Consider the following 24852-nt stretch of genomic DNA (forward strand, 5'->3'; position numbering starts at 1 on the left):
GTGTTCTCTTCCTTTTACGCGAGTCCGACCGTTTGCAGGTAGGCTTGCGCTATCGGCATGCCGAACAGTATGCCGATCCAGGCTCCGATGACCATGGACGGTCCGAATGGTATGCCGCCATGGATGGTTACGCGCTTCGTTGCGAGTAGTATGCCGCTGATTGCACCTCCGATGATGAATGCGGCGAATCCGCCGACGATGAGTTGTTGCCAGCCGAGCCATCCGAGGTTGAGTCCGATGAGCACGGCAAGTTTGACGTCTCCCATTCCCATGCCGCCTGGCCAGAGGAATCCGAGGAGCAGATAGAACAGTGCGAGCACTACTCCGGCGATGGCCGCCCGTCCGAGGGCCGGCCATAAGCCGGTCCCCCATGAGGCGAGGACCAGCAGGAGGAGTGTGACGATGATGGACGGGTAGATGATGACGTTGAGGATCTTGTGGAAGTCGAAGTCGATGAACGCGACGACGATGGACAACCACGCGAAGAACAGGAGGTCCGGCAGCATCCACAACGGGTAGGCGTGCCATGCGCCGCCGAGTACGACGGCGAGGGCGGCGAGCCCGCCGAGCAGTTCGACCGCCGGGTAGCGCCCGGAGATCGGCTGGTGGCAGTGGCGGCATTTGGCGCGCAATACGAGCCACGAGATGATGGGAATGTTGTCATACCACACAATCTGCGCTTTGCAGTTCGGGCAGAAGCTGCGCTTGGGGTTGACCAGGCTGATATGGTTCGGCACCCGCCAGATGACCACGTTGAGGAACGAGCCGATCACGCAGCCGAGCACGAACGTGACCACGGCGGCCACCACCGTGGTCACGGTATCACCGTAGGCGAGGGTACTCTCCCCCACGCTTTGCACAGATACCGCGAGCACACGGAATGATGTTGCAAATACCGGAGCCATCAGATGCTCCCGTCCCTGGTGAGCTCACGGGTAAAGATGAAACCGTTGGAGCCTGCGGTGGTCGGCCCGGGAACGACGGTGGTGGTGCCACCACTGCCGCCGCTAGGGCCTGACGAGCTGAATGCGACATCCGCGTTCCAAATCTGGGACTTGATGGCACGGCCGCGATAATCCTTGACGATGTAATCGGTACCAGCTGTGGCGCACTGTACAAGGGCGACAGCGGTACGACCGTCTTTTCTTGGATACGCTGCAGTGCCGTTGATGGTGTCGCCGGGGTAAATTTCCGTCAGGCACTTACCACTGGCCGTTTGCAGGGTTCCTTTCTTGTACTGGTCGGATGCCTTGCTGCTGTATCGTGTGAAGTGCGTCGCAGCGGCCTCTGAATCGACGAGCTTCGGAGCGGTAAAACGACCGGACGATGACCATTCGGAGAACTGGTAGTACTTTTTCACTGCATTACCGTCATTGCCGACCCAGGTCCACAAGGTTGTCGGCACACCGTTGCCGTCAGGATCCTCGTTGTATTGCACAGCATCGTTCTTCCATGGGAAGGCATCCAGACCATGGTTGTTATGCCTATTGCGGGCTGTTCCGACATTGGCATCGGTTTCTTGGATTGCAGTAGCGCAGCCCGTTGCCTGCTTGGTATCCTTATCACCAACCTTGTTGACGAATTCGGAGACATAGCAATATGGGTTCCAATCGCCGGTTCCCACGTAGCAGGTGTCGCTGTACGCATCATTGCCGTCGTTCGTGGCCATGAGGCAGTACCCTGATGTTTCACTGACCAACTGATTGGTTGCCCGTCCGGACTCTCCTGCCTGACCGAAGGATGCGGTAGCGTCTTCGGTAGCACCACCGTAATCCCACCAGCCGGTGCCGGTCAGATCATTGTGTCCCCATCCACTAGACATGAGATAGTGATAAGAACCGCTGGCGAAGCTAGGGTTGAAGCCACTGATATTACCACCGCTGAAGCCACCGTCGGCATATAGCTTATTATTGGCATTCGAAAGATACAGATACTGCACTTTCGTATCGCCATCGCCGGATTGTGAATCCTGGATTCCGCCAAGCGAATATCCGGATGCCTCAGGCAAGCTGTCGAAAGAGCTTAGTTGATCAGCAGTAAGTTTCGACTTGAATTGCGAAATATAATCACTCTTCTTCTTTACATTGTCGTTGAGATATCCAGCATTGATGAATCCGTTGTAGAACACCCACTTCTGATACTTATTGAGCAGGCTCTTTGGATCGGCTTTCTCGGCAATCTGCGCCTTATGGTCAGGATCAGTGTAATAATCGGACTGGTTATTCGGACCGTACGAATTACCGCACTTTTCCAGACGGGCAGGCATCTTGGACGAGGCGATATCCACACCGGTCACACACAAATCCAGACGCGAAGTTGGGCGAATGCTGTTGTCTTTCCAATACACCCAATTGTTGAGGTTCTTATATGCGCCACCCGACTGGCACTGTTCGGTATAGGTGTATACGTCTTTGCCGTCTCTGGCCCCAGACACGTAGGCCTGTGGCAGAATGAGAAGGATTGAGCCTTCCTTGGGAAGCGGGTCAGGGTCGGAGAGGTTCACGATGTCGTTGAGCGACAGATTGTCATTCAAGTTGAGGTCTCCTCGCGTCGTAGCCACCATGCAGGTTTGGTTGGCGGGATTCATGACGCTGGAACCATTCAGCTCGTGCGAGGTGTTTTCATTCACAGCATTGGAGAATGCCACTTCCCCGGACAGTACGGCATCGGCAGCAGTGCCGCTGCTGATGGCAACATTGCCCCAGATCGGCTGCGTTTCCCTGCCGAATGTGCTGAACGGCGCTGCAGCGTAGAAGCCCATGCCGAGGCGGCCGCCGCCACCGCCGCTAATAGACGGCGTGGTGGTAGTGGTGGTGCTACTGACACCGAACTGGTAGACGGCCCACATCACGCGAATCGGCTTGACGCTTGTAGTGCGGCCGCTTCCGTAGCGGTCGAAATATGCACGAGAGGTCACGGCAGCGTAATTGATATCACTGCCGCTTCTCACTTGGCCTTCGGTGAGTGGGGCGGCAGACGTGGTGGTGGCGGGATTGTCTTTGTAGAACTGGATGGTGACGCTGTAGGTCCAGTTGCGGGTGGTGTAGTCGGCGGTTGATGCGGTGGATGTGGTTGAGGTGGTGTCGGACGCGTTGTTCAGCACGACTTTCACACCACTCGATGATGTGGTGTCAACCGTGTACTCATCGTCCTGGGATGCTTTGCTCAGATCTGTTGTTGTTGACGGCAGCAGGCTGGAAGCCCCGGTTTCAGCTTCACGCAGGTAGCTCAGGCCGCTTTGCAAACCGTTCTCGGCCACTACGGCCGCCTGAGCGTTCTGCGTGTTCCTGCGGTACGGCGCGAATTGAGCGATGAGCACGCTCGCCACGAGCGTGGTGGTCACGATGAGGATCACCACGAAAATCAGCGCCATGAGCATGGCGACACCGGTTTCATTGCCGCGCATCATGCGCCGCACCCGGTCGCCGACCCGTGATTCAACGTGCTTCCATAGCCATGACTGCTTCATTGCCGCGGTCCTTCCCTGGGGTTCCTCGTATTTCTCGTGTAGTGGTTCGTTTGCTTATCGTGGGGTGGTTCAGCTAGCCTGTGCGCCGCCGTGCAGGGTCAGGATGCCATGCTGTTCATGGCGTCGAACATGTGGAACATCGGCAGGTACAGGGCAACGACCATGAAGCCGACAACAACACCAAGAATGCAGATCATGATTGGTTCGAGCAGCGAGGTGAGCTGCTTGGCGATGCTCTGGACTTCGTCCTCGTAGGCTTTGCCGGCGCTTTCCACCATCTGGTCGATGGCACCGGAATCCTCGCCGATGGAAACCATTTGCACGAGCATCTGCGGGAACACCGGTTCCCTACCCATGCTGTCTGCCAAACGGTAGCCTTTCTCCACGTCTGCGGAAATACGGATGGAGGCGGTTTCGATGGCGTAGTTGCCGGACGTCTTACCGACAATGTTGAGCGCCTCGAGGATTGGTACGCCGGATCGCAGCATGGAGGAGAAGTTGCGGCAGAAGCGGCTCAATGCGACCGCCGTGTTCAACTGGCCGAACACGGGAACGCGCAGTTTGAACGGCTCCCACCAGCTGCGGATGTAATCCTTGTTGCGGTTCTGCCGCCAATAGATCGAAAATCCGAAGATTGCGACAAGCAACAGCGGAATGACGATTGGCGCGGCCTTGCCCATCGCAACCAACACCAGGGTCAGGGCCGGCAGTTGGGCACCCATGGACTCATACATGGAAGCGAAGCTCGGCACGATGGTGAGCAGCATAACGCCGACCAGGATGAACGCGATGACGAGCACGATGACCGGGTATGCCATAGCGGATTTGATCTGGCCTTGGAGCCGGACGTCGGATTCGAAGTTGTCGGCCACGGTTTTCAGCGAGTCGTCCAGGAAGCCGCCGGCTTCACCGGCGCTGACCATGTGGATCATGATGGGCGGGAAAATGTCGCCGCTCTGACTCATGGCGTCGGAGAAGGAGCTACCGCTTTCGATGAGGCTCGCGCAGGAGCGGAGCGCGTCGCGCAACTGCTGGTTGCGGGTCTGCTCGGTGACGATATTAAGGGCGCGAATCAAAGAGACGCCCGCGCCGACCATGGTGGCGAGCTGGCGCGCCATGACGGCGAAGTCTTTTTTCGACGGGTAACGTTTGAAGCCTGGAATTTCGAGGTTCTTGTTCAAACCTGACGCTTGGGTGGGATCGACCACGTTGAGTGGGACCAGCCCGAGTTTCTGGATGCGCCCGATCGCCTGGTCGAGTGTCATCGCCTCGACAGTGCCTTTGGTTTTCGTAGTGCCATCAACACTGATGGCCTCATACTTCCACTGCACCGGTTTTGCTGCAACTTCTGCTGGCATCGGTACTCCCTTGTTCGGCTTCGATACGCGTCAGTCCGGCCCGCCCCGCGGTACCGGCACATCCAGATTCGTACGTGTTATGTGATGAGTGATGAATGGAAACGTGTAAGCGGTCTGTGCGGACCTGCTTGGTCTGCACAGACCGCTTACTACATGGTGAGCCTCAGACTAGTCAGCGGCTATACCGCCAACTGTTCTATGCTCAGTTGTGAGAAACGTTGCCCACGTTAGAATCATAGAAGTAGGTCTTCAGAGAACTATCATTTGCATTCGTACCCGTGATGACATACCCGTTATCAGTGAAGGTAAAAGCAAGTGTTACCCCCTTCGACAGATTAACCTGGTTGCCGGCGATGTCGCAAGCCGGAGCCGCCGTATCGGTAAGCGCGTAAGTGCATGTCTTCGCGTTGCTTGTTACAAGCCCGGTATACTTTCCGCCGTTTGTTGTAGCTGCCGATTCAACCACGAGGCTGGCGTTCTTGACGTCGGACTCGGTGGTGCCGTTCCAAGCGGACTTGCGCTGGTTGAGGTAAATCGGGACAGCGATGGCGGCGAGGATGCCAAGGATGATGACGACGACGAGAAGCTCGACCAAGGTGAAGCCCTTTTCACCATCTGCGCGACGCTTCAAAGCCTTCTGTACGCTCTTCATTGTGTGTTCCTTCCACTCCGGCTGCCACCTGGCAGCCACTTTTGGACTGCGCAGACCCAACGTTGGATATGCGCTCCGGGCTCTCGCCCGTTCAGCTCGTCAGTGCTGATGGTTATGAATATAGCAGTTTTGCAAACGATGTCATCGGCGTGTCGCACATCGAACGTTTGACGTTTTCCTTTTCAACCACCTTTCGGCGTGTCTTTCCGGCCAGTTTCGCAAACACCCAGACATAGCGCGTCCCCGTCTACGGCATTTTGCAGACGGGGACGCGCTATGCGAGAAAGCGTTGTCACTTACGATCACGGACAATGCTTGGCAATCGTCCAATCAGGATCAGCACCGGCATTGCCTACGGGGAACCGGCTCACAGTATTGCTGGTCAGCGCCTGTCCGCCAGCATAGCCTCCGACAACAGGCGCAAAGGTAACGGTATTGGTTGCTGAGTCCAACGCGAACATCTTCTGCCGGTAAATGCCGGATGCAGATGTCGGAGCCGCACTCTCATTATTGAACAAGGATGACAGGAGCGCGCCACGATCAGTGAACGCACTGACTGTCTCGTCACGCGACTGCCATTTCAACGTACCGTAAGTGTTCACAGTGTCTCCGGACCATGTGGCAGGTGTGTAAGTCAAGGCGATACACTGACCTACCCCCGTAGTGCCCACATTGGCTTTGGTCGCCGCTTCACCGGGAATATAGAGTGTCAAGATATCCCCAGACGGGTCGACCGCAGCGTCGGATGCGTACCGCACCATGCGCTCTATACGTTGAGAAGCGGTTGTCATGGAGCTGCTCGAAACCGACCTCAGCCGGCTTGCGGTTGTCGCACGCGTAAAAGAAACCACCGAAGCGACGAACATCGAGGAGAACAGCATGAAAATACCCAAAGACACCATCATCTCAACCAAAGTCATACCGCTCTCGCCCCGGTTGACCCTCCGCACATGGATGCGCAGCAATGATGCCAGACTTCGCTTACCCATGGCTTTCCCTCCATTCGCATTCATTCAGATCGCCTTATCTTCATTCGGGTCAATCAGTCGGGACGTCGCGTAGACGCAGGTTTTTGTCGAACCACCGACGTCAGGCCAGGTGACCGCGACCATCACCCGCAGCATAGGAATATACTTAACTGTGCCATTGTTGAATGGTGCGATCGGCATATCGGTATTCGACCACACTTGCGACGACACATCGGCAGAGCCGGATCGCAGACCACCGGTCGGCAATCCCAACGCACTGGCGGACTTGCACGCCGCCGTGCCCTGCTTGCGATAGCACTTGCCCAGCACGGTGTACACGGTGAAGGTACCGCTACGGGATTCCTCAGGTTGCGCCGTGCGTTTGACTGTTACGCCACCGGTATCGGACGTGGAATCCGACTGGTAGAACAGATCCATATCGTCAGCGGACACCGCACCCAAATCTGAGACGGCCTTCCACGCTGCTTTGGATTCGCTCTCCTTGACACCTTTGACCAAGGTCTGGGCATAATCCTGAGGTTTATTCGACCCCAACAACGCTTCAGCCTGTTCCAGCGAGCCGTTGGCGATATTCACTGCGGCAGCGCGTTGCTGCTGAGCGTGAGAGGTGTGAATGGCAGTGATGGTGAACTGCGCTGCAGCCAGACCGGCTACCAATACCAAGGCGATCGATACAATGACCTCAATCAGAGTGAAGCCCCGCTCATTCCGCCACCGTTTGCAGGCACGTCTGCCGAGTGTCCTGATTCTGGATATCGATGACGACTGCTGATTCATCACCATAGGTTCTCCTCTGTTTCGCCGACTCTGGACTCCGTGGCCGGCGCCTATGCGTGCCACAGAATATAGCCCTGAACGTCATTATATCGACAGGTTTTCCGCACCCCAGCGCCAAGCAACGAAACCATGACATTCCCCGCACCACATGGTGTAACGTTTGACCCCACAACGCACAAGGCCCGCGCAGCAACGCCTGACAGCATTCCCGCGCGGGTCTTGACACGACACGCCGAAAATATCACGGCCTGGTCGGACGCCACTCCGTGGTTCCCGTTGAATCGTAATAATAATACTTGTATTTCCCATCGAATCCTACATTCGTTCCCCACGCCTCCATGCGCTTTGACGTAGCATTCACCTGCACGGTAATCTCATTACCATTGGAAATCGTAACCGTATTCTTACCGATTTTCCCTGTGTTACCTTCGGTGAACGTGCATTCGGTGTTGTTGCAACCCGTTTTTCCGCCTGTCATGGTGATTTTACTATAGTCGCCCTTCTCATCGGCGAGCGCCGTTTCCATCACCATCGAGATATTGCGCACATCCGACTCCACCGAGCTCCGCCAAGCCGCCTTGCGCTGGTTCAAGTAGATCGGCACCGCAATGGCAGCCAGAATACCGAGAATAATAACCACAACCAGCAGCTCAACCAGGGAAAAACCTAACTCGCCGCGGCTTCTGCGTCGCAACGCCTGTTTCACGCACCGCACCGTGAACACCTCCGAAACTCACCGCCCTGTGTATGTAGTCAGGGCAACAACACCACCCTCCGCTACCGTTGGACGGGGGTATGAACTCTTTCAGTATAGGTCACGACACACCGCGTGCAGCCACGCATGAGCTTCTCACCGAGAGTAGAACCTTTGACGTTCACCAAATCGCCGGAAAAGTCGAACAACACAACACGTATGAGCTATAGTGAAAGTGAATCAGTCGGCACGGTATTTCCGCATCCCCATGCAGTGGCGTATGGGGCACAGCAGAGGGAGAGAAGTCATGAGCGCCTCAGGTGGATTCTTCTCATTCGGACGAAAGAACAACGAGGACGACCATACCCCCGAACCAACCTCCAACATCGGGGCAACCTATGGCAACACCCCGGCCCCCAACACTCCGGGCACCAACACGGTATTCACGCCGAGCACGCCGCGGCACGCCGCCACCAGCCCGGACTCCCCCGACGACACCGAGAGCGAAGAAACCGGTGTTGTCGACGAGCAGACCGAGCGTGACAAGGCGATGGATCTTGCGCGGCATATGAGCCTGCCGTTCGTTGACTTGGACGAATACCAGGTCGATCCAAGCGTTGTCAACATGGTGCCCGACGATTTATGCCGCCGCAGCAAGCTGCTGCCGATCTCCATCATCAATGGGCGGCTCGCCCTCGCCATGGCCAAGCCGAACGACTTCGCCGCCATCGACGACATTTCCGCGTCCACCGGCATGCAAGTCATCCCCATGGTCGCCACCGCGTCGCAAGTCCAAGCAGCCATCAACCGGTTCCTGCGCGCCAACGCCGAGCTCAACGAAATCTCGCACGAAGTGGCGGCCAGCGCCAAGAAAATCGTCGACACTTCAAACGATGAGGAAGAAGACGTCTCCCCCGTCGCCAGGTTCGTCAACCTGCTCATCAACCAGGCCATCGACGACAACTGCTCCGATATCCATATCGAACCGCAGGAAGACGGCCTCGAAGTACGCTACCGTATCGACGGCGTGCTCCACGTGTTCCAGAAAGCCCCGAAAGCCATGATCCAAGGCGTCATCAGCCGTATCAAAGTCATGGCCGACCTTGATATCGGCGAGCGCCGCAAACCACAGGACGGTCGTATTACCGTGCGCCATGCGGGCAAGAGCGTGGATTTGCGTGTGGCCACGCTGCCGACTGTGTGGGGCGAAACAGTGGTCATGCGTATTCTCTCCACGCCTGCAGGAAACCTCAAAGTGGAGGATCTGAACTTCTCGAAGCGTAATTTCGAGGTGTTCCAGAAAGCGTATAGCAGGCCGTACGGCATGGTATTGGTCACCGGTCCGACCGGTTCCGGTAAGTCCACCACCCTGTATGCGACGTTGGGTGATGTGGCGAAGCCGGAAATCAACATCATCACCGTTGAAGACCCGGTGGAATTCCGTATGCGCGGCATCAACCAGGTGCAGGTGAACAACAAGGCCGGACTGACCTTCGCCGCGGCATTGCGTTCCATTCTGCGTGCCGACCCGGATGTGGTGCTTATCGGCGAGATTCGAGACCAGGAGACCGCAACCATTGCTATTGAAGCGTCGCTGACTGGCCATTTGGTGTTGTCCACGCTGCACACCAATGATGCGCCGAGTGCCGTGACACGACTCAGCGAAATGGGTGTGGAGCCGTTCCTGGTGAGCTCGTCTCTGGCCGCGGTGATGGCCCAGCGTTTGGCACGCCGCTTGTGCAAGCGGTGCCGCAAGGAAGACAAAGCCACCCCGGCTGAGCTTGCCATGATGGGTATTCCGTACAAGCCGGGTGACGAACTGCCGACCGTGTGGCGGCCGGTCGGATGCCGTGAATGTTCCAACACCGGGTATAAGGGCCGTGTAGCCATCCAGCAGGTGATGGGCGTGGACACCACCATGGAAGAGCTCATCGCCAAGGGCGCCACCTCATTGGAAATCGAGGAGGCTGCCAAGGCGAACGGCATGACCAGTTTGCGTGAAGACGGTTGGGCGAAAGCCCTGGCGGGCATCACCTCAGTGGAAGAGGTGTTGCGCGTTACCGTATGACCGTATGATTGTATGGCCGCCCGCCTGTTGCCACGAGCGCCAGACGGGCGGCCCGAAGACTTCATCCTCTCAATTACACTGACGTAAAGGACCGGACATGACCGATGACAATAACACCAACCCCACGTGGGATGAGTATTCAGGTGAAGACAGCGGGTATCTCGCCGATCTCAAAGGCGTGACCTTCCCCAGCACCGCCCCCGATTTCAGCGACGATCCCAAGCGGGGACGCCACTCTTCCGACGAGGACGCTTTACAAGCCACCGACCCGCAGATGCAAAGCATTTTCAGCGTATTGAACACGCCCGATCATGTGATGCATGTGACAGAAAACGACTTGCCGCAATCCATCAGGGATGATGAACGCAAACGCAAAGAAGAGGAAGAGAAAGCACGCGCCGAAGCCCAAGCCCAAGCGGAAGCCGAGCGGGAAGCGCAGGAGGCGGCAGCCGCGGAAGCACGAGCGCAGGCAGTCCGCGAAGCGGAAGCCGCCCGAGCTGCACAGCGCGAAGCTGAACTGCAACGGCAGAAAGAAGCCGAACTCGCTGCGTCACGCGGACAAGCCCGTCAGCAGGAACAAGCACGCGAAGCGGCATTACGCCAGCGTCAAGCCGAAGAGCAGGCTGCGGCACAAGCAGCTGCTCGAGCCGCAGCACAGGAGGAGGAACGCCGCAAGCGGCAACTGCAAGCCGAATCCCCGTATCCTGAGAAAACCGCGGAATCCGGGTTCCTTGGCAATGACACCGCTTTGAAAGCGCGGCAAAGCTACTCGCAAACCGCGCCCACCGCGCAGGACGTGCACAGCGCCCAGAATGCACAGGGCAACACCCAAAGCGCTCAGACCAATCACCGTGACGACACCGCTGCGGCAGAGCATACCCACGCCGCAAACCAAGGGGGACACCAACCGCTGTTCGCCAATCCAGCGAAGGAACAAGCGAACGCTGACAACGGGCACTCCCCCGCGTCGAACCCAACACCGCAACAAGCCGAACAAGCAAGGAACAGCACCATGAATCGCTCCTTCTGGCATCAGCGTGACGCGCGCAAAGTCGCACCCGCCGAACCTGACCCGCGTACTGCACAAACCCAAACCATGCCGCGTGTGACAGCCGCCGCAGCATCCCCCAACCTGATGTCCGGCATGCCGCGGCAAGCGGAATCCATCGGACTGCGCCAACCGGCCGCACCAGGAGCGTACGGGCGTCCGACAGACCCCAACCCCATCGGGGAAGCAACCATGCGAGTCGCACGGCCAGCCAACCCGAACCAGCCAACCTTCATTGTTCCGCAAACCAACGGCAAAGACGGCAAACCCACCTCCACCAAAGAGCAGAAGGAGCGGGCCGCACTCGTCGCGAAAACCATGCGCGAAGAATACCCGGACGCTGACGAAGAGTTCGTGGCCGCTGTCGAACAGCTGGTCGAACTGAAAGCATCCGACTTGCACCTAGTGGTCGGCGACCATCCGATGCTCCGCGTGGACGGCAAACTCCAGCCCGCACAGCACACCAGTGTGTGGGACAAAGAGCATACGCTCGCCGCCACACGCGTCATCACCACCGACGAGGAGCTCTCCCGCTTCGAACGCGACCTGGAACTCGACGTGTCCTTCTCCATCGGCGAGCTGGTGCGATTCCGTGTCAACGTGTATCAGGACCGTTCCGGCGTAAGCATCGCCCTGCGAACCATTCCGCTGGAAATTAAGGATGCGCAGCAGCTCGGCCTCGACCCGCGCATCGCCAACCTCGCCTTGCTGCCGCGTGGCCTCGTGCTGGTGTGCGGCCCTACCGGTTCCGGTAAGTCCACCACCCTTGCGGCAATCGTGGACAAGGCGAACCGTGAGCGGCACGACCACATCATCACCATCGAAGACCCGATCGAATTCGTACACCACCACAAGAACTGCATCGTCAGCCAGCGTGAAGTCGGCACCGATACGCTGAGCTTCGCCGAAGCGCTCAAACACGCGCTTCGTGAAGACCCTGACATCATCATGGTCGGCGAGCTTCGAGACCTCGAAACCATCTCCACCGCACTGACCGCAGTGGAAACCGGCCACTTGGTGTTCGCCACCCTGCACACGCAGGACGCGGCCAGCACCGTCGACCGTCTCATCGACGTGTACCCGGAAAACCAGCAACAACAAATCCGCGTACAGGTGGCATCCACCCTGCAGGCCGTCATCGTGCAAACCCTGCTGCCTCGCGCCGAAGGCCGTGGCCGCGTGCCCGCCACCGAAGTCATGTACGCCACGCCCGCCATCGCGGCACTGATTCGCGGCGAGAAAGCCTACCAAATTCGCAGCCAGCTGCAGTCCGGAGCCGACAAGGGCATGCACACGCTTGATCAGGATCTTGCGCGTCTGGTCAACGAAGGCAAAGTCAAGTACGAGGACGCCCTGACCCGCGTACAGGTCAAGGAAGACTTCGACAAGATGACCACGCACTGATTTTCCTACGAATTGGGGGTTTCGCCGTTTGCACCAATCGTCAAGCGGCGAAACTTCCAAAAAAATACGCAACACTGGTGATGCTGAGCACATGTTCAACGTCACCAGTGTTGCGTATAAGAAACCGTGTTGTGTGGGCACACCACCACGGCGCGCCCACACACAGCCGGCTATCCCCTCGGAGCTCCCGGATGATTCGCCCACACGGAATCATCGATGCCGGAAGCCGGCGGATCCTTATGGAAAATTTTCTTGTAGATGTCCTTGCGGATGTAAATCTCGACTTCTCCGCGATGCCAGGTATCCTTCCATGGAGAGACTGTAGTGGTAATGTAATACTTCACATAATCATTGCGGTCATAGCCGAGTGTCGTGAAATAAAACGGCTCATATACCGTGTCATAAAACTCCGGCTCAGGCTTGGAACGCCAGTCGGCAATATCCTGCGCTGCGCGTTGCTTCTGGTCAATCATCCACTCCCACGACATATACGTACGTCCACGATAGGGATTACCTATCAGATTGCTATCAAAATACGGGTTTGCAACCATCAACGATCCGCCTGACCACGATGTGAAATCCGCACACTTTTCCGTCTTACTCGCACAGTACACATTCCCGTTCTGTGCCTTGTACCACTGACTGAAGGAACTATTCGGAACCTTCGAGGATATTCGGCTCCACCCGGTCATCCAACGGTAATGCTCCAAATGGTATCGTTCGATGAACGAAGCCATGGCGCGGGAACTGCTATAGTTATATCGAATATCGCAGATGCTTGAATATGCGGTCCAATACACGCCAATCAACAACGGCAGCACGACCAGCACCGAACACGCACGAGCGCATCGACGAGCATAACGCTCCCCACGCCGCTCCGCAACAGCCTTCATTCCAGCATCCCAACGAGAACCCAGCCACTGAGGGATATCGTCACGAGACAACGGCCGCCGGGCGCAACACATCGTAAGCACCATAAGCAAATAACCAAGGACTACACCAATATGATGTGGATACGCATGCGAGCAGAACACCACACTCAGCACCGCATACGGAATAAACAACTCAGCCAGCAAACCACGCTTGCGTGCAATCCAAGCCATCACCACCCACATGAGCAGAGACACCACAGCGGCATACACTAAATCAGTCCACGCCGGGCGCATAAACATGATATTGATATCGTCAGTAAATGAAGTGAACAGCGTATCCGAAGGAAAGAACAACCATACGTATCCCCAACGTTGCACCCATGGAACTATCGGGGCATTCACATCAAGAATACCGTGGTACACGTTCTTCGCCGGCAGCACGTCCAACAGCAAGGCCACCGCGACCACAAGCAGCGTCAGCCATGCCGCGAACCTTGCAGGAGATGATACCAGATTCCGCATCATCGCATGTATACCGCCGCCTCTCGCGGAAAACAGCGCGTCAAACACCCACACCATGGCGAGACCGGCACAAATCGCCAAACCATACGAGCTAGTCAAGCACATCAACATCATACTCAGCACAACCGGCCAGGGACGCTTATTCCGCTGCTCCCAAGTCATGCCCACCAATAGCATCGCAGCGATAATCAACGCGTACGGGCGGGAAATTACACCGTACTGATAGCACAGAAAATACGTGAACGGCAGCACGACTTTCAGTATTTCAGGCAACGCCGTACGGAACACCAGCAGCCAAATCATCAGCGTGGCAGTCAACAACTGCACACCCTTCAAACCGATCTCATATGGGACACCCGTCTTCGCGGGAATCGCCAGCAGCGTCCACCACAGCGGAGGATGCCCCTCGTAATGGGTACGCGAGAACAGCAAATCATGCCATGAGCAATCACGGGCGATCAGCCATGATTGGGCTTCATCAAACCACGGCTCATGGAAGCACATCACCGTGATCACCACGGCAAGATACGCCACCAACACCCCAAGATGAAGCAGATTCTTTGGGACAGCCAGCCACTTGCGAATACGGTACATACAACGCTCATCAGCAGACCGCCGCGAGGTCGAGATGCTCATTCCAACAGCGTTACTCATGATGTTCACCCTTCTGTGTCGTCCACGAACCCTTCACCGGTTGAAGCGACGCACGCAACCACTGCGCAAGCCTGCAGCCGCACAGCCAACGATACGCCGCATCAAACCAAGTATTGAAATGCTTATCAATAGTCATTGCAAACAACAGCTGCCGAAGAATGTCAACAATGGTGCCGAACACAACAATACACACAATGGCAACGATGAGCATGGCGATAGGAGCACGCCAAGTTCTAACCTGCTTCAAAGGGAACATCTCCGACCACAACAGGTCGTTCAACACAACATTTTCATGCAACACATAGACACCAAACATCGCCGACGCCACGGCGTTGATTCCGATAATGCGTCGATGACACCGAACAGCCAACGATACAAGGCCAAACGCCACCAGCAGCACAGGAAGCTTGCCTTCCCCGGTCAAAAACAGATGATCTATGTTCGTATAGCTGTGGTTTCCCGTATACCGGAATGCAAGAACGCAAGAAGTGATATGGACAACAAGGATTACACACCCTGCTGCAACCATCAGCCAAGCCGTGGAAGGTGTTATCTCACGCAAATACCAGCGATAATACGACAACAAGATATATAAATATATGAAATAAATGAAGCTTAATGTCGGAAACTCCCACGTCGCGTACCGTGTCAAACCATATGCAATACCCCAAACCGCAAACAACACCAACGCCAAACGAGCGTGCATACTCTGGCCGATAGCATGCAACGCCGCCGTGACAAACGGGTATAGCAACAGGAACATAATGTACGCCGTCACATACCACAAAGCATTCGAAGAAATCGGGAACAGATTTTTTACGATATCGCCTACCGATAGCAAGGCGTTTGGCACGAGAATATGATATTCTGAAAACAGAATAATGTTATACATCAGCACTTCAAGCGCAAGATAACAAGCTTTTCTCAATGACGAGCGGAAGGTGGGCGCTTCACGTTCGCATAAATACCAGGCAGTGATAAGAAAGAAGATGGCAACACCGGTTTTCCCCAACGGACTCAGGGACAACGCCCAGAGATCAAACGCCGACGATCCAAGAGCAACGTCATGTACTGCCGTACTATTCCAGCATGAGTGATACGCAACAATCATCACCATGGCTATGATGCGCAAGCCCTCAACACCTGACTCGCGGCTCCTCCACCGTCGTATTACGGGGCTGAACGGTGAGGATGAAGAAGTATCGCGCGATGATGAACGTAATCCCTCGCAGATCTCCGAAGCGTGGATTCCAGCACGGCTTTCAGAATCTGCGGATGCCATCGTTTGCACATTATCTGCTGGATTCAACGCAATCCCTTATCTCTTATTCTCTAGCTCTCTCTAGGGCGGCACGCTCTACCACGTTGGAATCGCGTGCCATGCTGTGTCCAACGACGGCAATCCCGACATTAGGATGCAATCGCTGTCATTGTTTCACACTGTACAACATGCTGCCAACCGTGGACGGAATGTATCATTCGGTGGAACGGAGCAAAGCGTGGGCCGGAGCGGGTTCTCAGTGCTGGACGGGCTCTTCGGTTCCACAGCGGGCAGTTGCGCGGGTGATTCGCGTGGTGTGGAAAAGCAACCATGGAACAAGATGATCTGGCGGATTGGGCAGCAATGCCTCATCGTTGATATTCCGCGGTTCTGTGATATGCGAGGATGGCGAGCGCCGCACGATGCCACCGCCAAGACCTCCATACCCGCAATATCGCATACCGAAATGCGCTGTACGGAACGGGAGCCGAAGCAAGGCGCCGTGTCCACGGCGAACCCTAGCATGGCACCCGTAATGCAGTGCAGGGGAGCCGAACCGGAAGGCTAGGCTGAGAAAGGCATGACGCCTGACCCTTAGAACCTGTTGGTTAGAACCATCGTAGGGAGCAGCACATGAGCGTGAACGTCTCATCTGACCAGTCATATCAGCCATACCATTGTGTCGCCGCACCCATTGGTATGGGCGGATCATCACCGACCCCACCCGCGACAGCGCCAGTCGTTCCAACACAAAACACCGCAGCATCACAGTCCGGTGCAGCCCAACCGCATATCGATGACCTGCGCCACCGGATCGAAACAGCAACCACGCGAGTACGCGACACCACTCCGCTCGCGCAATCCTTCACGAACTTCGTGACCATCAACCTGGTCGCCAACGCGCAGCTGGCATCCGGCGGAACCGCAGCCATGAGCTTCCTGCCTGACGACGTGATCGACACGGCCGCCATCGCCGGCTCCACTTATATCAACGTGGGTACGCTCCTTCCGTTCTTCAAGGATGCCCTCACGCAAATCGCCCACCGATTCCACGAGATGAAGCATCCGTGGGTGCTGGACCCGGTCGCCGCCGGCATCGGCGCCACACGAACCGCCATTCTCACCGGGTTCAAAGCCGCTCCCCCAACCATCGTGCGCGGTAACGCATCTGAAATCATCGCGCTTGCCGACATGTGGAATCTCAATACCAACACCGTCATCGGCGGTGCCAATACCACCGAACCCAGCACGCGACCGGCAGGCGTGGAAGCCGTTGACGACGTCGATTCGGCGCAGAATGCCGCGGTCCAGCTCGCCCGATACCTGCGTGACCATAACGGGCTCGGCCATGCCGCAGTGGCCGTATCCGGCGCAACCGACCTGGTCACCGACGGCGACACCGTCTACCGGCTGCCCGGCGGCAGCGCCATGATGACCAAAATCACCGGCGCAGGATGCTCCCTCGGCGGCGTCACCGCCACGTATCTTGCCGTCACCGACCCGCTGACCGCGGCAGTCGGCGCATCCGCCCTTTACAACCGTGCCAGCGAGCAGGCCGAACGCGTCAGCCACGGTCCGGGCAGTTTCCAAACCGCGTTCCTTGACGCCCTGTGGAGCACAAGCGCGCAAACAGTCGCCCAGTCCACAATCACCGCGAGCGCAGCCTGACATAACGTACCGCACATCCATCGGCTCACCCGTTTCACTTGGCCTGTCAACCCAGCAACGTGGCGCTCCGGTGATAAGCGGATACACAACCGCCGTATCGCGGCGTTGCTAAGCAAACGTAATCATGATGCCGGTTGATATCCCCAAACCATCGCCGGTATCAAGCGGATGAATCGTTAACATACTCGCCCAGTCCCAAGAACGCATCAACCACACGTCGGGAACCCAAAGCAGCTCCCATCAACAGAAAGAACACCATGACCAACCCATCCAACCCATACCCCTACGCCTCCATGCGTGACACCTTCGACCTGACCGCCTACTGCATCCTCGGGGCGCAAGACACCAAAGGCCGCCCGGTCGGCGATATCGTCGACGACGCGCTGCAAGGCGGCGCCACCTTCATCCAGTTGCGTGACAAAACCGCGGATGCCAAGCAGCTGACCGAGACGGCAAGGGACATCGCGCAAATCATCGAAGACAACGACAAGTCTGATACGGTCGCCTTCGTGATCGACGACCGTGTGGACGTGGTCTGGCAGTGCCGCAACCTCGGCATCAAAGTCGACGGCGTGCATATCGGACAGGATGACATGGATCCACGCGAAGCACGGCAACTGCTCGGCGACGACGCGATCATCGGCCTGAGCGCGGAAACCGAAAGCCTCGTCAAGCTCATCAACGAACTGCCCAGCGGATGCATCGACTATATCGGGGCCGCACCGCTGCATCCCTCCACCACCAAGCCGGACGCCATCGTCGTCGAGGATGACGGCAGCAAGCATTTCCTGAGCATCGACCTGATCAACACCATCTGCACGGCAAGCGACTATCCGGTGGTCATCGGCGGCGGTGTGACACTTGCTGACATGCATGATCTAGCGGCATCCAAAGCGGCCGGCTGGTTCGTGGTTTCAGCGATTGCCGGGGCGGATGATCCGAAAGCCACCACACAGGCCATGGTCGATGCGTGGCGCAGTGTTCGTGGCACGGGACATCACGGGTATGCGGCACGTACCGTCTCGCGTGCCCCGGCAGCAGGGACATCATCTGTGGGGGACGCCAACGAGACGGCGGGCGACAACCCGTCCGCCGTCTCACTCAACCTTTCCGGACACCCTCAGCCCGGCACATTCACCAACGCGAAAGCCGCCAAGGAAGCCGCACGGCTCGCCAAACAGCAGCGCGTGGACATCGCTGCACGTGGCTGCACGCAACGCGACAAAGCACACATCCGTAAAACCGAACGCATCCATTTCGAAAACGAATCCGGCAGCTACGATCTTGACGTGCCGTACACCGAAATCAAACTCTCTGACACGCCCGGCGTCGGCCCGAACCCGCCGTTCCACGATTACAACACGGAAGGCCCGGCATGCGACCCGAAAGAAGGGCTCGCACCGCTGCGTCTCGACTGGATCCTCGACCGTGGGGACGTGACCGAATACGAGGGCCGCGAGCGCAACCTGGCCGATGATGGCAAGCGGGCCGTCCAGCGTGGCAAGGCGACCAAAGAGTGGCGTGGCCGCAAACATCATCCGCTCAAAGCATCGGGGCATCCGGTCACGCAAATGTGGTATGCGCGGCATAATATCATCACGCCGGAAATGCGGTTCGTTGCAGCCCGTGAGCATTGCGACACCGAACTGGTCCGTTCCGAGCTTGCCGCCGGGCGTGCCGTCATGCCGTGCAATATCAACCACCCGGAAGCCGAGCCGATGATCATCGGCACGAAATTCCTCACCAAACTCAACGCAAATATGGGCAATTCCGCGGTGTCGTCATCGATTGACGAGGAGGTCGACAAGCTCACGTGGGCCACCAAGTGGGGCGCGGACACCGTGATGGACCTATCCACCGGCAACGACATCCACACCACGCGCGAGTGGATCCTGCGCAACTCCCCCGTCCCGATCGGCACCGTGCCGATGTACCAGGCGTTGGAAAAAGTCGAGGATGATGCGACCAAGCTCAGCTGGGAACTGTTCCGCGACACCGTGATCGAACAGTGCGAGCAGGGCGTGGACTACATGACCATCCATGCGGGCGTGCTGCTGCGCTACGTACCGCTGACCGCAAACCGCGTGACCGGCATCGTTTCGCGTGGCGGCTCAATCATGGCGCAATGGTGCATGCAGCATGAACAGGAAAGCTTCCTGTACACGCATTTCGACGAATTATGTGAGATTTTCGCCAAATACGACGTCGCCTTCTCTCTGGGGGATGGTCTGCGTCCTGGCTGCCTGGCTGATGCGAATGATGCCGCTCAGCTCGCCGAACTCATGACATTGGGCGAACTCACCCAGCGTGCGTGGGATCATGACGTGCAGGTCATGGTCGAAGGACCGGGGCATATCCCCTTCGACACGGTGCGTATGAACATCGAAATGGAGCAGGCAATCTGCAAGGGTGCGCCCTTCTACACACTCGGCCCGCTGACCACCGACACCGCGCCCGGCTACGACCACATCACTTCAGCGATCGGCGGCGTGGAAATCGCACGCTACGGCACCGCGATGCTGTGCTACGTGACTCCGAAGGAGCATCTGGGCCTGCCGAACAAGGATGATGTCAAGCAGGGCGTGATCACATACAAGATCGCATGCCATGCGGCGGATATCGCCAAACACCATCCGCACGCGCAAGACCGAGACCTCGCGATTTCCAAGGCACGATTCGAATTCCGCTGGCTTGACCAGTTCAACCTGTCGTATGACCCGGACACCGCCATCGCCTACCATGACGACACGCTGCCCGCGGAACCCGCGAAAATGGCGCACTTCTGCTCGATGTGCGGACCGAAGTTCTGCTCGATGGCGATTTCGCAGAATATCCGCAAGAAGTACGGGAACGCCGCGGCTCAGGAACGGATCGTCGCCGGCGTTGACTCGCGAGGTGGAGCAGCGGGTGTGCAAGTCGGCGCGAATGTGGACCGTACCGACGTGAACGATACGAACGCCAAGGAAGGATTCCAAGCATGAGCGACGAAACACCGCTGCATGCCGTTACCACCACGCTGCCGGCAGTCCTCACCATCGCCGGCAGCGACTGCTCCGGCGGAGCGGGAATCCAAGCGGACCTGAAAACCATGCTCGCGTGCGGCGTGTACGGCATGAGCGCCATCACCTCAATCACCGCGCAAAACACGCAAGGCGTGAACGCAGTCGAAGATGTGAGCCCGGACATCCTTACAGCCCAGTTGGACGCCGTCTACACTGACATTCCGCCTGCGGCAACCAAAATCGGCATGGTTTCCAACGCCCGGCTCATCGCGGTGATCGGGGACGCGTTGCGCAAGTACCAAGCGCCGAATGTCGTACTTGACCCGGTGATGGTGTCCTCCAGCGGCACACGACTGCTCGACAAGCATGCCGAAAACGCGTTGACCGGACTGTTCGCACTGTGCCGGCTCATCACGCCGAACATCCCCGAAGCGGAAGTGCTCAACGGTCTGGACACCGGCGCTATCAACACCGCGGATGCGATGGCGGAAGCCGCCCAACGTCTGGTTTCGCAGTACGGATGCGCCGTACTTGTCAAAGGCGGGCACAGCGTGCAGGGCGCAAACGACGTGCTCGCCGAACCGGACGGGAATTTGGTGTGGTTCCGAGGCGAACACATCGACAATCCCAACACGCACGGCACCGGGTGCACACTGTCCAGCGCCATCGCGAGCGCCTTGGCGCAGGGTGAAACGCTCAGTTCGGCGATTCGTGACGGCAAAGCGTATCTGACCGGAGCCATCGCCGCAGGGCTGAATCTGGGACACGGCTCAGGGCCGATGGACCACGCGTGGCAGTGGCGGGAACGATGACATCCGTGCAACGGCGGGCATGCATGCTCGTCATCGTGCATGATGATAATCGGAAGTGATACTGCAAGCCCTTGCAACAATCGTTTCAAGAAAACTCTATGAGGAAGGATGAACTATGACCCTCGATCGTAATGCGGAACGGCAGGAAGTGCCGGTCGACCCCGAAACCGGCAAGCCATACATCAACACGCTCGCCGCCGTAGCTATCAGCCCGGCAGGGGCAAGCCCTGAAAAGTCAACATACGTGGCGCAGGCAGTTGACGTGATCCGTCAATCCGGACTACCGAACGAAACCAACGCCATGTTCACCAATATCGAAGGTGATCTCGACCAAGTGCTCGCCACCATTCGCGACGCGACCATGAAGCTCGCCGGCCAAGGCTACCGCACTGATGTGGTCATCCGGCTGGACATCAGGCCGGGATTCAGCGGGCAGATCCACGCCAAGCAGGAGCTTGTCGACGAAATCCTCGACGGGAAGGCCGACCAAGGCGAGTGACGGCGGCTGCTATCTTGCCGCGGTATGATCACACCGCGGCAAGATAGCAGCGGATACAGAGGCCCGACGCAAGATATCAGGCCGCCGTGCGACACAACAGTCACACCGCAACCAGATACCGCAACGAATCCGGGACGCAACCGGGGGTATCTGCCAGCCGTGCGACGCAACAGTCACACCACAACCAGATACCCGCAGGGCAACAGGCAAAACCGCCAGTATCGCCCCGTGGTGTGATGATGCAGTCACACCGCGGGGCGATACCATTACGGGGGTGTCCGCTACACCCACCCCCCTTCCATGATTTACCCAGTTATTACTGAAGTTTCGCTGTTTTTGTTCACATCTACAGCTGAATCTTTAGTACAATGGGGGGTATGGTCACCATGAAGGATATTGCAGCAAAGGCGTGCGTATCAATCTCCACAGTCTCGTTGGTCATCAACCACCGCGACAAAGGTCGCGTCAAACCCGACATTGCGGCGACTATTTGGAAAGTCGCCGAAGAACTCGGATATCATCCGAACGCCATGGCCCGCTCATTACGCAGCGGCCGGACACACACCATCGCTTTTATCAGTGACCAAGTCGCCACCACCCCGTACGCGGGCGAAATCATTCACGGTGCCGAAGACGCAGCCCGCCAACTCGGGTATATGATGTTCATCATCGATGCCGATGACGAACGCGACATCAGCGGCGACATCGACCGCATGCTCAGCTGGGGCGTAGACGGCTACATTTACGCCAAATTCGCCAACCGATACATCAGCGTGCCGCCGACACTCGACGATCTGCAGGTCGTCGTCGTCAACGCCGAGGAGCGCACCGTCATCCACCCGCGAATCGAGCCGGACGAATTCTCAATCGGATACGACGCCACAGCACGACTGATCCACGCCGGATGCCGCCGCATCGCATACATCGGCTGCGATGAGCCCGCCATCGCCCAAGTCGGACGGTTCAAAGGGTATCGTCAGGCGCTGAAAGACGCGGGAATACCATTCGACAAGCGGCTGACCAACAGAGTCTCCCACGGTCGCCCCGCCCTCGAAGCCGTGTGCAAACTGCTGGACGACACGCATCCGGACGGCGTGTTCGCGTTCAACGACGCGCGTGCGGTCTACGTGTATGATTACGCGTTCCAGCATGGGCTGACCATCGGCGAGGACCTGTCAGTCATCGGCGTGGACAATCATGAAGTCATCTGCGATACTACCGTACCGGCGTTAACCAGCGTGGAACTGCCCCACTACGAAATGGGCTTCTGGGGAGCGTGCAAAATCATCTCCATGATCGAAGGCACCGACCCGATCGCGCAGAATCGTGTCACCCCCGCATACAATGCCGCCCCCACGCCGCCGCTGGACAATGACGGCCCCACACTTATCCGCTGCGCGATCATCGAGAAAAAATCCATCGTCGGCGGACCGCTCAAAGACAAGGATTCCACGCCGGCGCAAGCCGAGGAAACCTCGGAGCAGACCACTGCCGCTGCCGTCGCCACGGCATAGGCCACATCCGACCGACAGCCAGGCGTGTGCGGGGCCGGCGATACTCTTCACCGGTCCCGCACACGCCGAATCCTACTTCTTCACCCCGCCGAACCTGCGGTCGCGATGGATGTAATGGTCGATCGAACGCCAGAACACCTCACGCCCATAATCGGGGAACAGTTCAGGCACGAAATCATACTCCGCGTAAGCGGCCTCCCATGCCAGGAAATTCGACGTGCGCTGCTCACCCGACGTGCGGATCACCAGATCGCAATCAGGAATATCCGGGTTATACAAGTGCTCGGCAATCATCTTCTCCGTGACACGATCGCCTTTGATCCTGCCCTCACGCACCTCACGCGCAATATCCGCGCACGCGTCCGCAATCTCCGCACGACCACCATAATTGATGCAAAACACCACATCAATCACCTTGTTGTTCTTCGTACGTTCCATTGCGGATTCAAGCTCATCAATCACCGACTTCCACAATTTGGGACGACGGCCAGCCCAACGCACGCGCACACCCCACTCATCCATCTGCGCGACACGCCGCCGGATGATATCACGCGAAAAGCCCATCAGGAAACGCACCTCCTGCGGCGAGCGCTTCCAATTCTCCGTCGAAAACGTGTACAAGCTCAAATACCGGACCCCCGCCTCAATCGCAGCGGCAATCGTGTCAAACACCACCGGTTCAGCAGCCTGATGGCCTTCAGTGCGGATCATGCCACGCTGTTTGGCCCAACGGCCATTGCCATCCATAATGACACCCACGTGGCGCGGCACTTTATCCTTCGGAAAATCCGGGATGATGGAAGGATCGGAAAAAGGTGCCGCCGGCACGTCCAACGACTGGTAATCCACATGTTCAAAAGCCATAGCTACGAATCTAACAAGCGCAGCGAACGAATCGGCCGCTCCATGTAGTATTCGCCCCATTCCTCGACAAGTTTGCGCGTGTCGGGGCGTTCCGGCGCGGCATCCAGAATCGTCCAATCCCCCTCAACCAAAGCCTGCAACTGTTCACGCGTATCCAGCGTGATCCGCCGAGAGCCCGGCACATGATCCTTCGCACACATCACACCACCCGACGGCACGGAGAAAAACTCCAGCCGGTCGCGCCCGCCACACACGACACACGCGTCCAGGCGCGGCGTCCAACCGGCGAGCGCCAACGCGCGCAACACGTACGAGTCGCCGATGGTGTGCGCCGGGTGGGCGTGCCGGGCCAGAGCGTTCAACGCGCCGGCAAGCAGCAAGTATTGGGCGGGCGCAGGCTCGTTTTCCGTGGAAATCAGCCGGTCGGCGGTTTCCACGATTTCACAGGCCGCCGCGTACGCGTCAAAATCGCCGACAATACCCGCAGCATACGCGGAAATCGAAGCCGCTTGCGAAACAACATCAAGCGAGCGGCCTTCAGCGATCAGCAGGTCGTCACGCATGAACGGTTCAAGACGCCCTCCGAAGCGTGATTTGACGCGGCGCACACCCTTGGCGACCGCGCGAATCTTGCCATGGTCGCGCGTGAGAATCGTGACGATGCGGTCCGCTTCGCCAAGTTTGATTGTGCGCAACACCACGCCTTCATCACGATACAGCGGCAT

At 57.8% G+C, this 24852-nt stretch carries 18 protein-coding genes and 1 riboswitch; of the genes, 7 read left to right on the forward strand and 11 right to left on the reverse strand.

Features of this window, described 5'->3' with window-relative positions; genetic code table 11:
- Positions 1-14 precede the first annotated feature (14 nt).
- The 7 genes from BBOU_RS03245 to BBOU_RS03275 all read right to left on the reverse strand — a co-directional run bounded on the left by BBOU_RS03245 (position 15) and on the right by BBOU_RS03275 (position 7951).
- Positions 15-905: a prepilin peptidase gene (locus BBOU_RS03245; protein WP_081815488.1), complete on the reverse strand. Its 891-nt coding sequence runs from the start codon at positions 903-905 to the stop codon at positions 15-17.
- Positions 905-3469: a hypothetical protein gene (locus BBOU_RS03250; RefSeq protein WP_026502749.1), complete on the reverse strand. Its 2565-nt coding sequence runs from the start codon at positions 3467-3469 to the stop codon at positions 905-907. The genes BBOU_RS03245 and BBOU_RS03250 overlap by 1 nt, the downstream gene beginning before the upstream one ends.
- 98 nt (positions 3470-3567) lie before the next feature.
- Complete coding sequence (locus tag BBOU_RS03255) at positions 3568-4827, reverse strand: type II secretion system F family protein (RefSeq protein WP_026502750.1); 1260 nt, start codon at positions 4825-4827, stop codon at positions 3568-3570.
- A gap of 202 nt (positions 4828-5029) precedes the next feature.
- Positions 5030-5479 carry a type IV pilin protein gene (locus BBOU_RS09505; RefSeq protein ID WP_026502751.1) on the reverse strand — a complete coding sequence of 150 codons (450 nt, stop codon included), beginning with the start codon at positions 5477-5479 and terminating at the stop codon, positions 5030-5032.
- A gap of 302 nt (positions 5480-5781) precedes the next feature.
- Positions 5782-6468 carry a prepilin-type N-terminal cleavage/methylation domain-containing protein gene (locus BBOU_RS03265; RefSeq protein ID WP_161788231.1) on the reverse strand — a complete coding sequence of 229 codons (687 nt, stop codon included), beginning with the start codon at positions 6466-6468 and terminating at the stop codon, positions 5782-5784.
- A 24-nt stretch (positions 6469-6492) separates the two neighbouring features.
- Positions 6493-7251, reverse strand: coding sequence for a type IV pilus modification PilV family protein (locus tag BBOU_RS03270; protein WP_026502753.1), 759 nt, complete (start codon positions 7249-7251; stop codon positions 6493-6495).
- Between the two features lie 235 nt (positions 7252-7486).
- Positions 7487-7951, reverse strand: coding sequence for a type IV pilin protein (locus BBOU_RS03275; RefSeq protein ID WP_238551983.1), 465 nt, complete (start codon positions 7949-7951; stop codon positions 7487-7489).
- A 295-nt stretch (positions 7952-8246) separates the two neighbouring features.
- On the opposite strand from BBOU_RS03275, the gene BBOU_RS03280 reads away from it, so the two are divergent.
- Together BBOU_RS03280 and BBOU_RS09510 are read left to right on the forward strand one after the other, a co-directional pair.
- A complete protein-coding gene (locus tag BBOU_RS03280) occupies positions 8247-10007 on the forward strand; it encodes a GspE/PulE family protein (RefSeq protein WP_238551985.1) in 1761 nt (586 codons plus the stop codon).
- A gap of 97 nt (positions 10008-10104) precedes the next feature.
- A complete protein-coding gene (locus BBOU_RS09510; protein WP_274518412.1) occupies positions 10105-12459 on the forward strand; it encodes a type IV pilus twitching motility protein PilT in 2355 nt (784 codons plus the stop codon).
- A gap of 170 nt (positions 12460-12629) precedes the next feature.
- Here the strand turns inward: BBOU_RS09510 and BBOU_RS03290 are convergent, their stop codons facing one another.
- Both BBOU_RS03290 and BBOU_RS03295 read right to left on the reverse strand, forming a co-directional pair.
- Entirely contained in the window at positions 12630-14447 is a 1818-nt protein-coding gene (locus BBOU_RS03290; protein ID WP_051616684.1) for a hypothetical protein, read from the reverse strand.
- A 52-nt stretch (positions 14448-14499) separates the two neighbouring features.
- Positions 14500-15789 carry an acyltransferase family protein gene (locus BBOU_RS03295; RefSeq protein ID WP_081815489.1) on the reverse strand — a complete coding sequence of 430 codons (1290 nt, stop codon included), beginning with the start codon at positions 15787-15789 and terminating at the stop codon, positions 14500-14502.
- A gap of 513 nt (positions 15790-16302) precedes the next feature.
- A riboswitch (TPP riboswitch) is annotated at positions 16303-16411 on the forward strand.
- Positions 16412-16467: 56 nt separating this feature from the next.
- On the opposite strand from BBOU_RS03295, the gene thiM reads away from it, so the two are divergent.
- The 5 genes from thiM to BBOU_RS03325 all read left to right on the forward strand — a co-directional run bounded on the left by thiM (position 16468) and on the right by BBOU_RS03325 (position 23263).
- Positions 16468-17436: a hydroxyethylthiazole kinase gene (gene thiM / locus BBOU_RS03305; RefSeq protein WP_081815508.1), complete on the forward strand. Its 969-nt coding sequence runs from the start codon at positions 16468-16470 to the stop codon at positions 17434-17436.
- A 257-nt stretch (positions 17437-17693) separates the two neighbouring features.
- Positions 17694-20417: a phosphomethylpyrimidine synthase ThiC gene (thiC, locus tag BBOU_RS03310; RefSeq protein WP_238551990.1), complete on the forward strand. Its 2724-nt coding sequence runs from the start codon at positions 17694-17696 to the stop codon at positions 20415-20417.
- A complete protein-coding gene (gene thiD / locus BBOU_RS03315) occupies positions 20414-21250 on the forward strand; it encodes a bifunctional hydroxymethylpyrimidine kinase/phosphomethylpyrimidine kinase (RefSeq protein ID WP_026502759.1) in 837 nt (278 codons plus the stop codon). Before thiC ends, thiD begins: the two co-directional genes overlap by 4 nt.
- Before the next feature lie 115 nt (positions 21251-21365).
- On the forward strand, positions 21366-21749 hold the full coding sequence (locus BBOU_RS03320; protein WP_026502760.1) for a thiamine-binding protein: 384 nt from the start codon (positions 21366-21368) through the stop codon (positions 21747-21749).
- Between the two features lie 377 nt (positions 21750-22126).
- Positions 22127-23263, forward strand: a complete 1137-nt coding sequence (locus tag BBOU_RS03325; protein WP_051616685.1) for a LacI family DNA-binding transcriptional regulator — start codon at positions 22127-22129, stop codon at positions 23261-23263.
- Between the two features lie 72 nt (positions 23264-23335).
- On the opposite strand, the gene BBOU_RS03330 is transcribed toward BBOU_RS03325, so the two are convergent.
- Both BBOU_RS03330 and recO read right to left on the reverse strand, forming a co-directional pair.
- Positions 23336-24127 (reverse strand): isoprenyl transferase, encoded by a 792-nt coding sequence (locus tag BBOU_RS03330; protein WP_026502761.1) that lies wholly within the window; start codon positions 24125-24127, stop codon positions 23336-23338.
- A 2-nt stretch (positions 24128-24129) separates the two neighbouring features.
- A complete protein-coding gene (gene recO, locus BBOU_RS03335) occupies positions 24130-24852 on the reverse strand; it encodes a DNA repair protein RecO (protein ID WP_026502762.1) in 723 nt (240 codons plus the stop codon).

Origin of the sequence: Bifidobacterium boum (genome assembly GCF_000741535.1) — a bacterium.
Classification (GTDB): Bacteria; Actinomycetota; Actinomycetes; order Actinomycetales; family Bifidobacteriaceae; genus Bifidobacterium; species Bifidobacterium boum.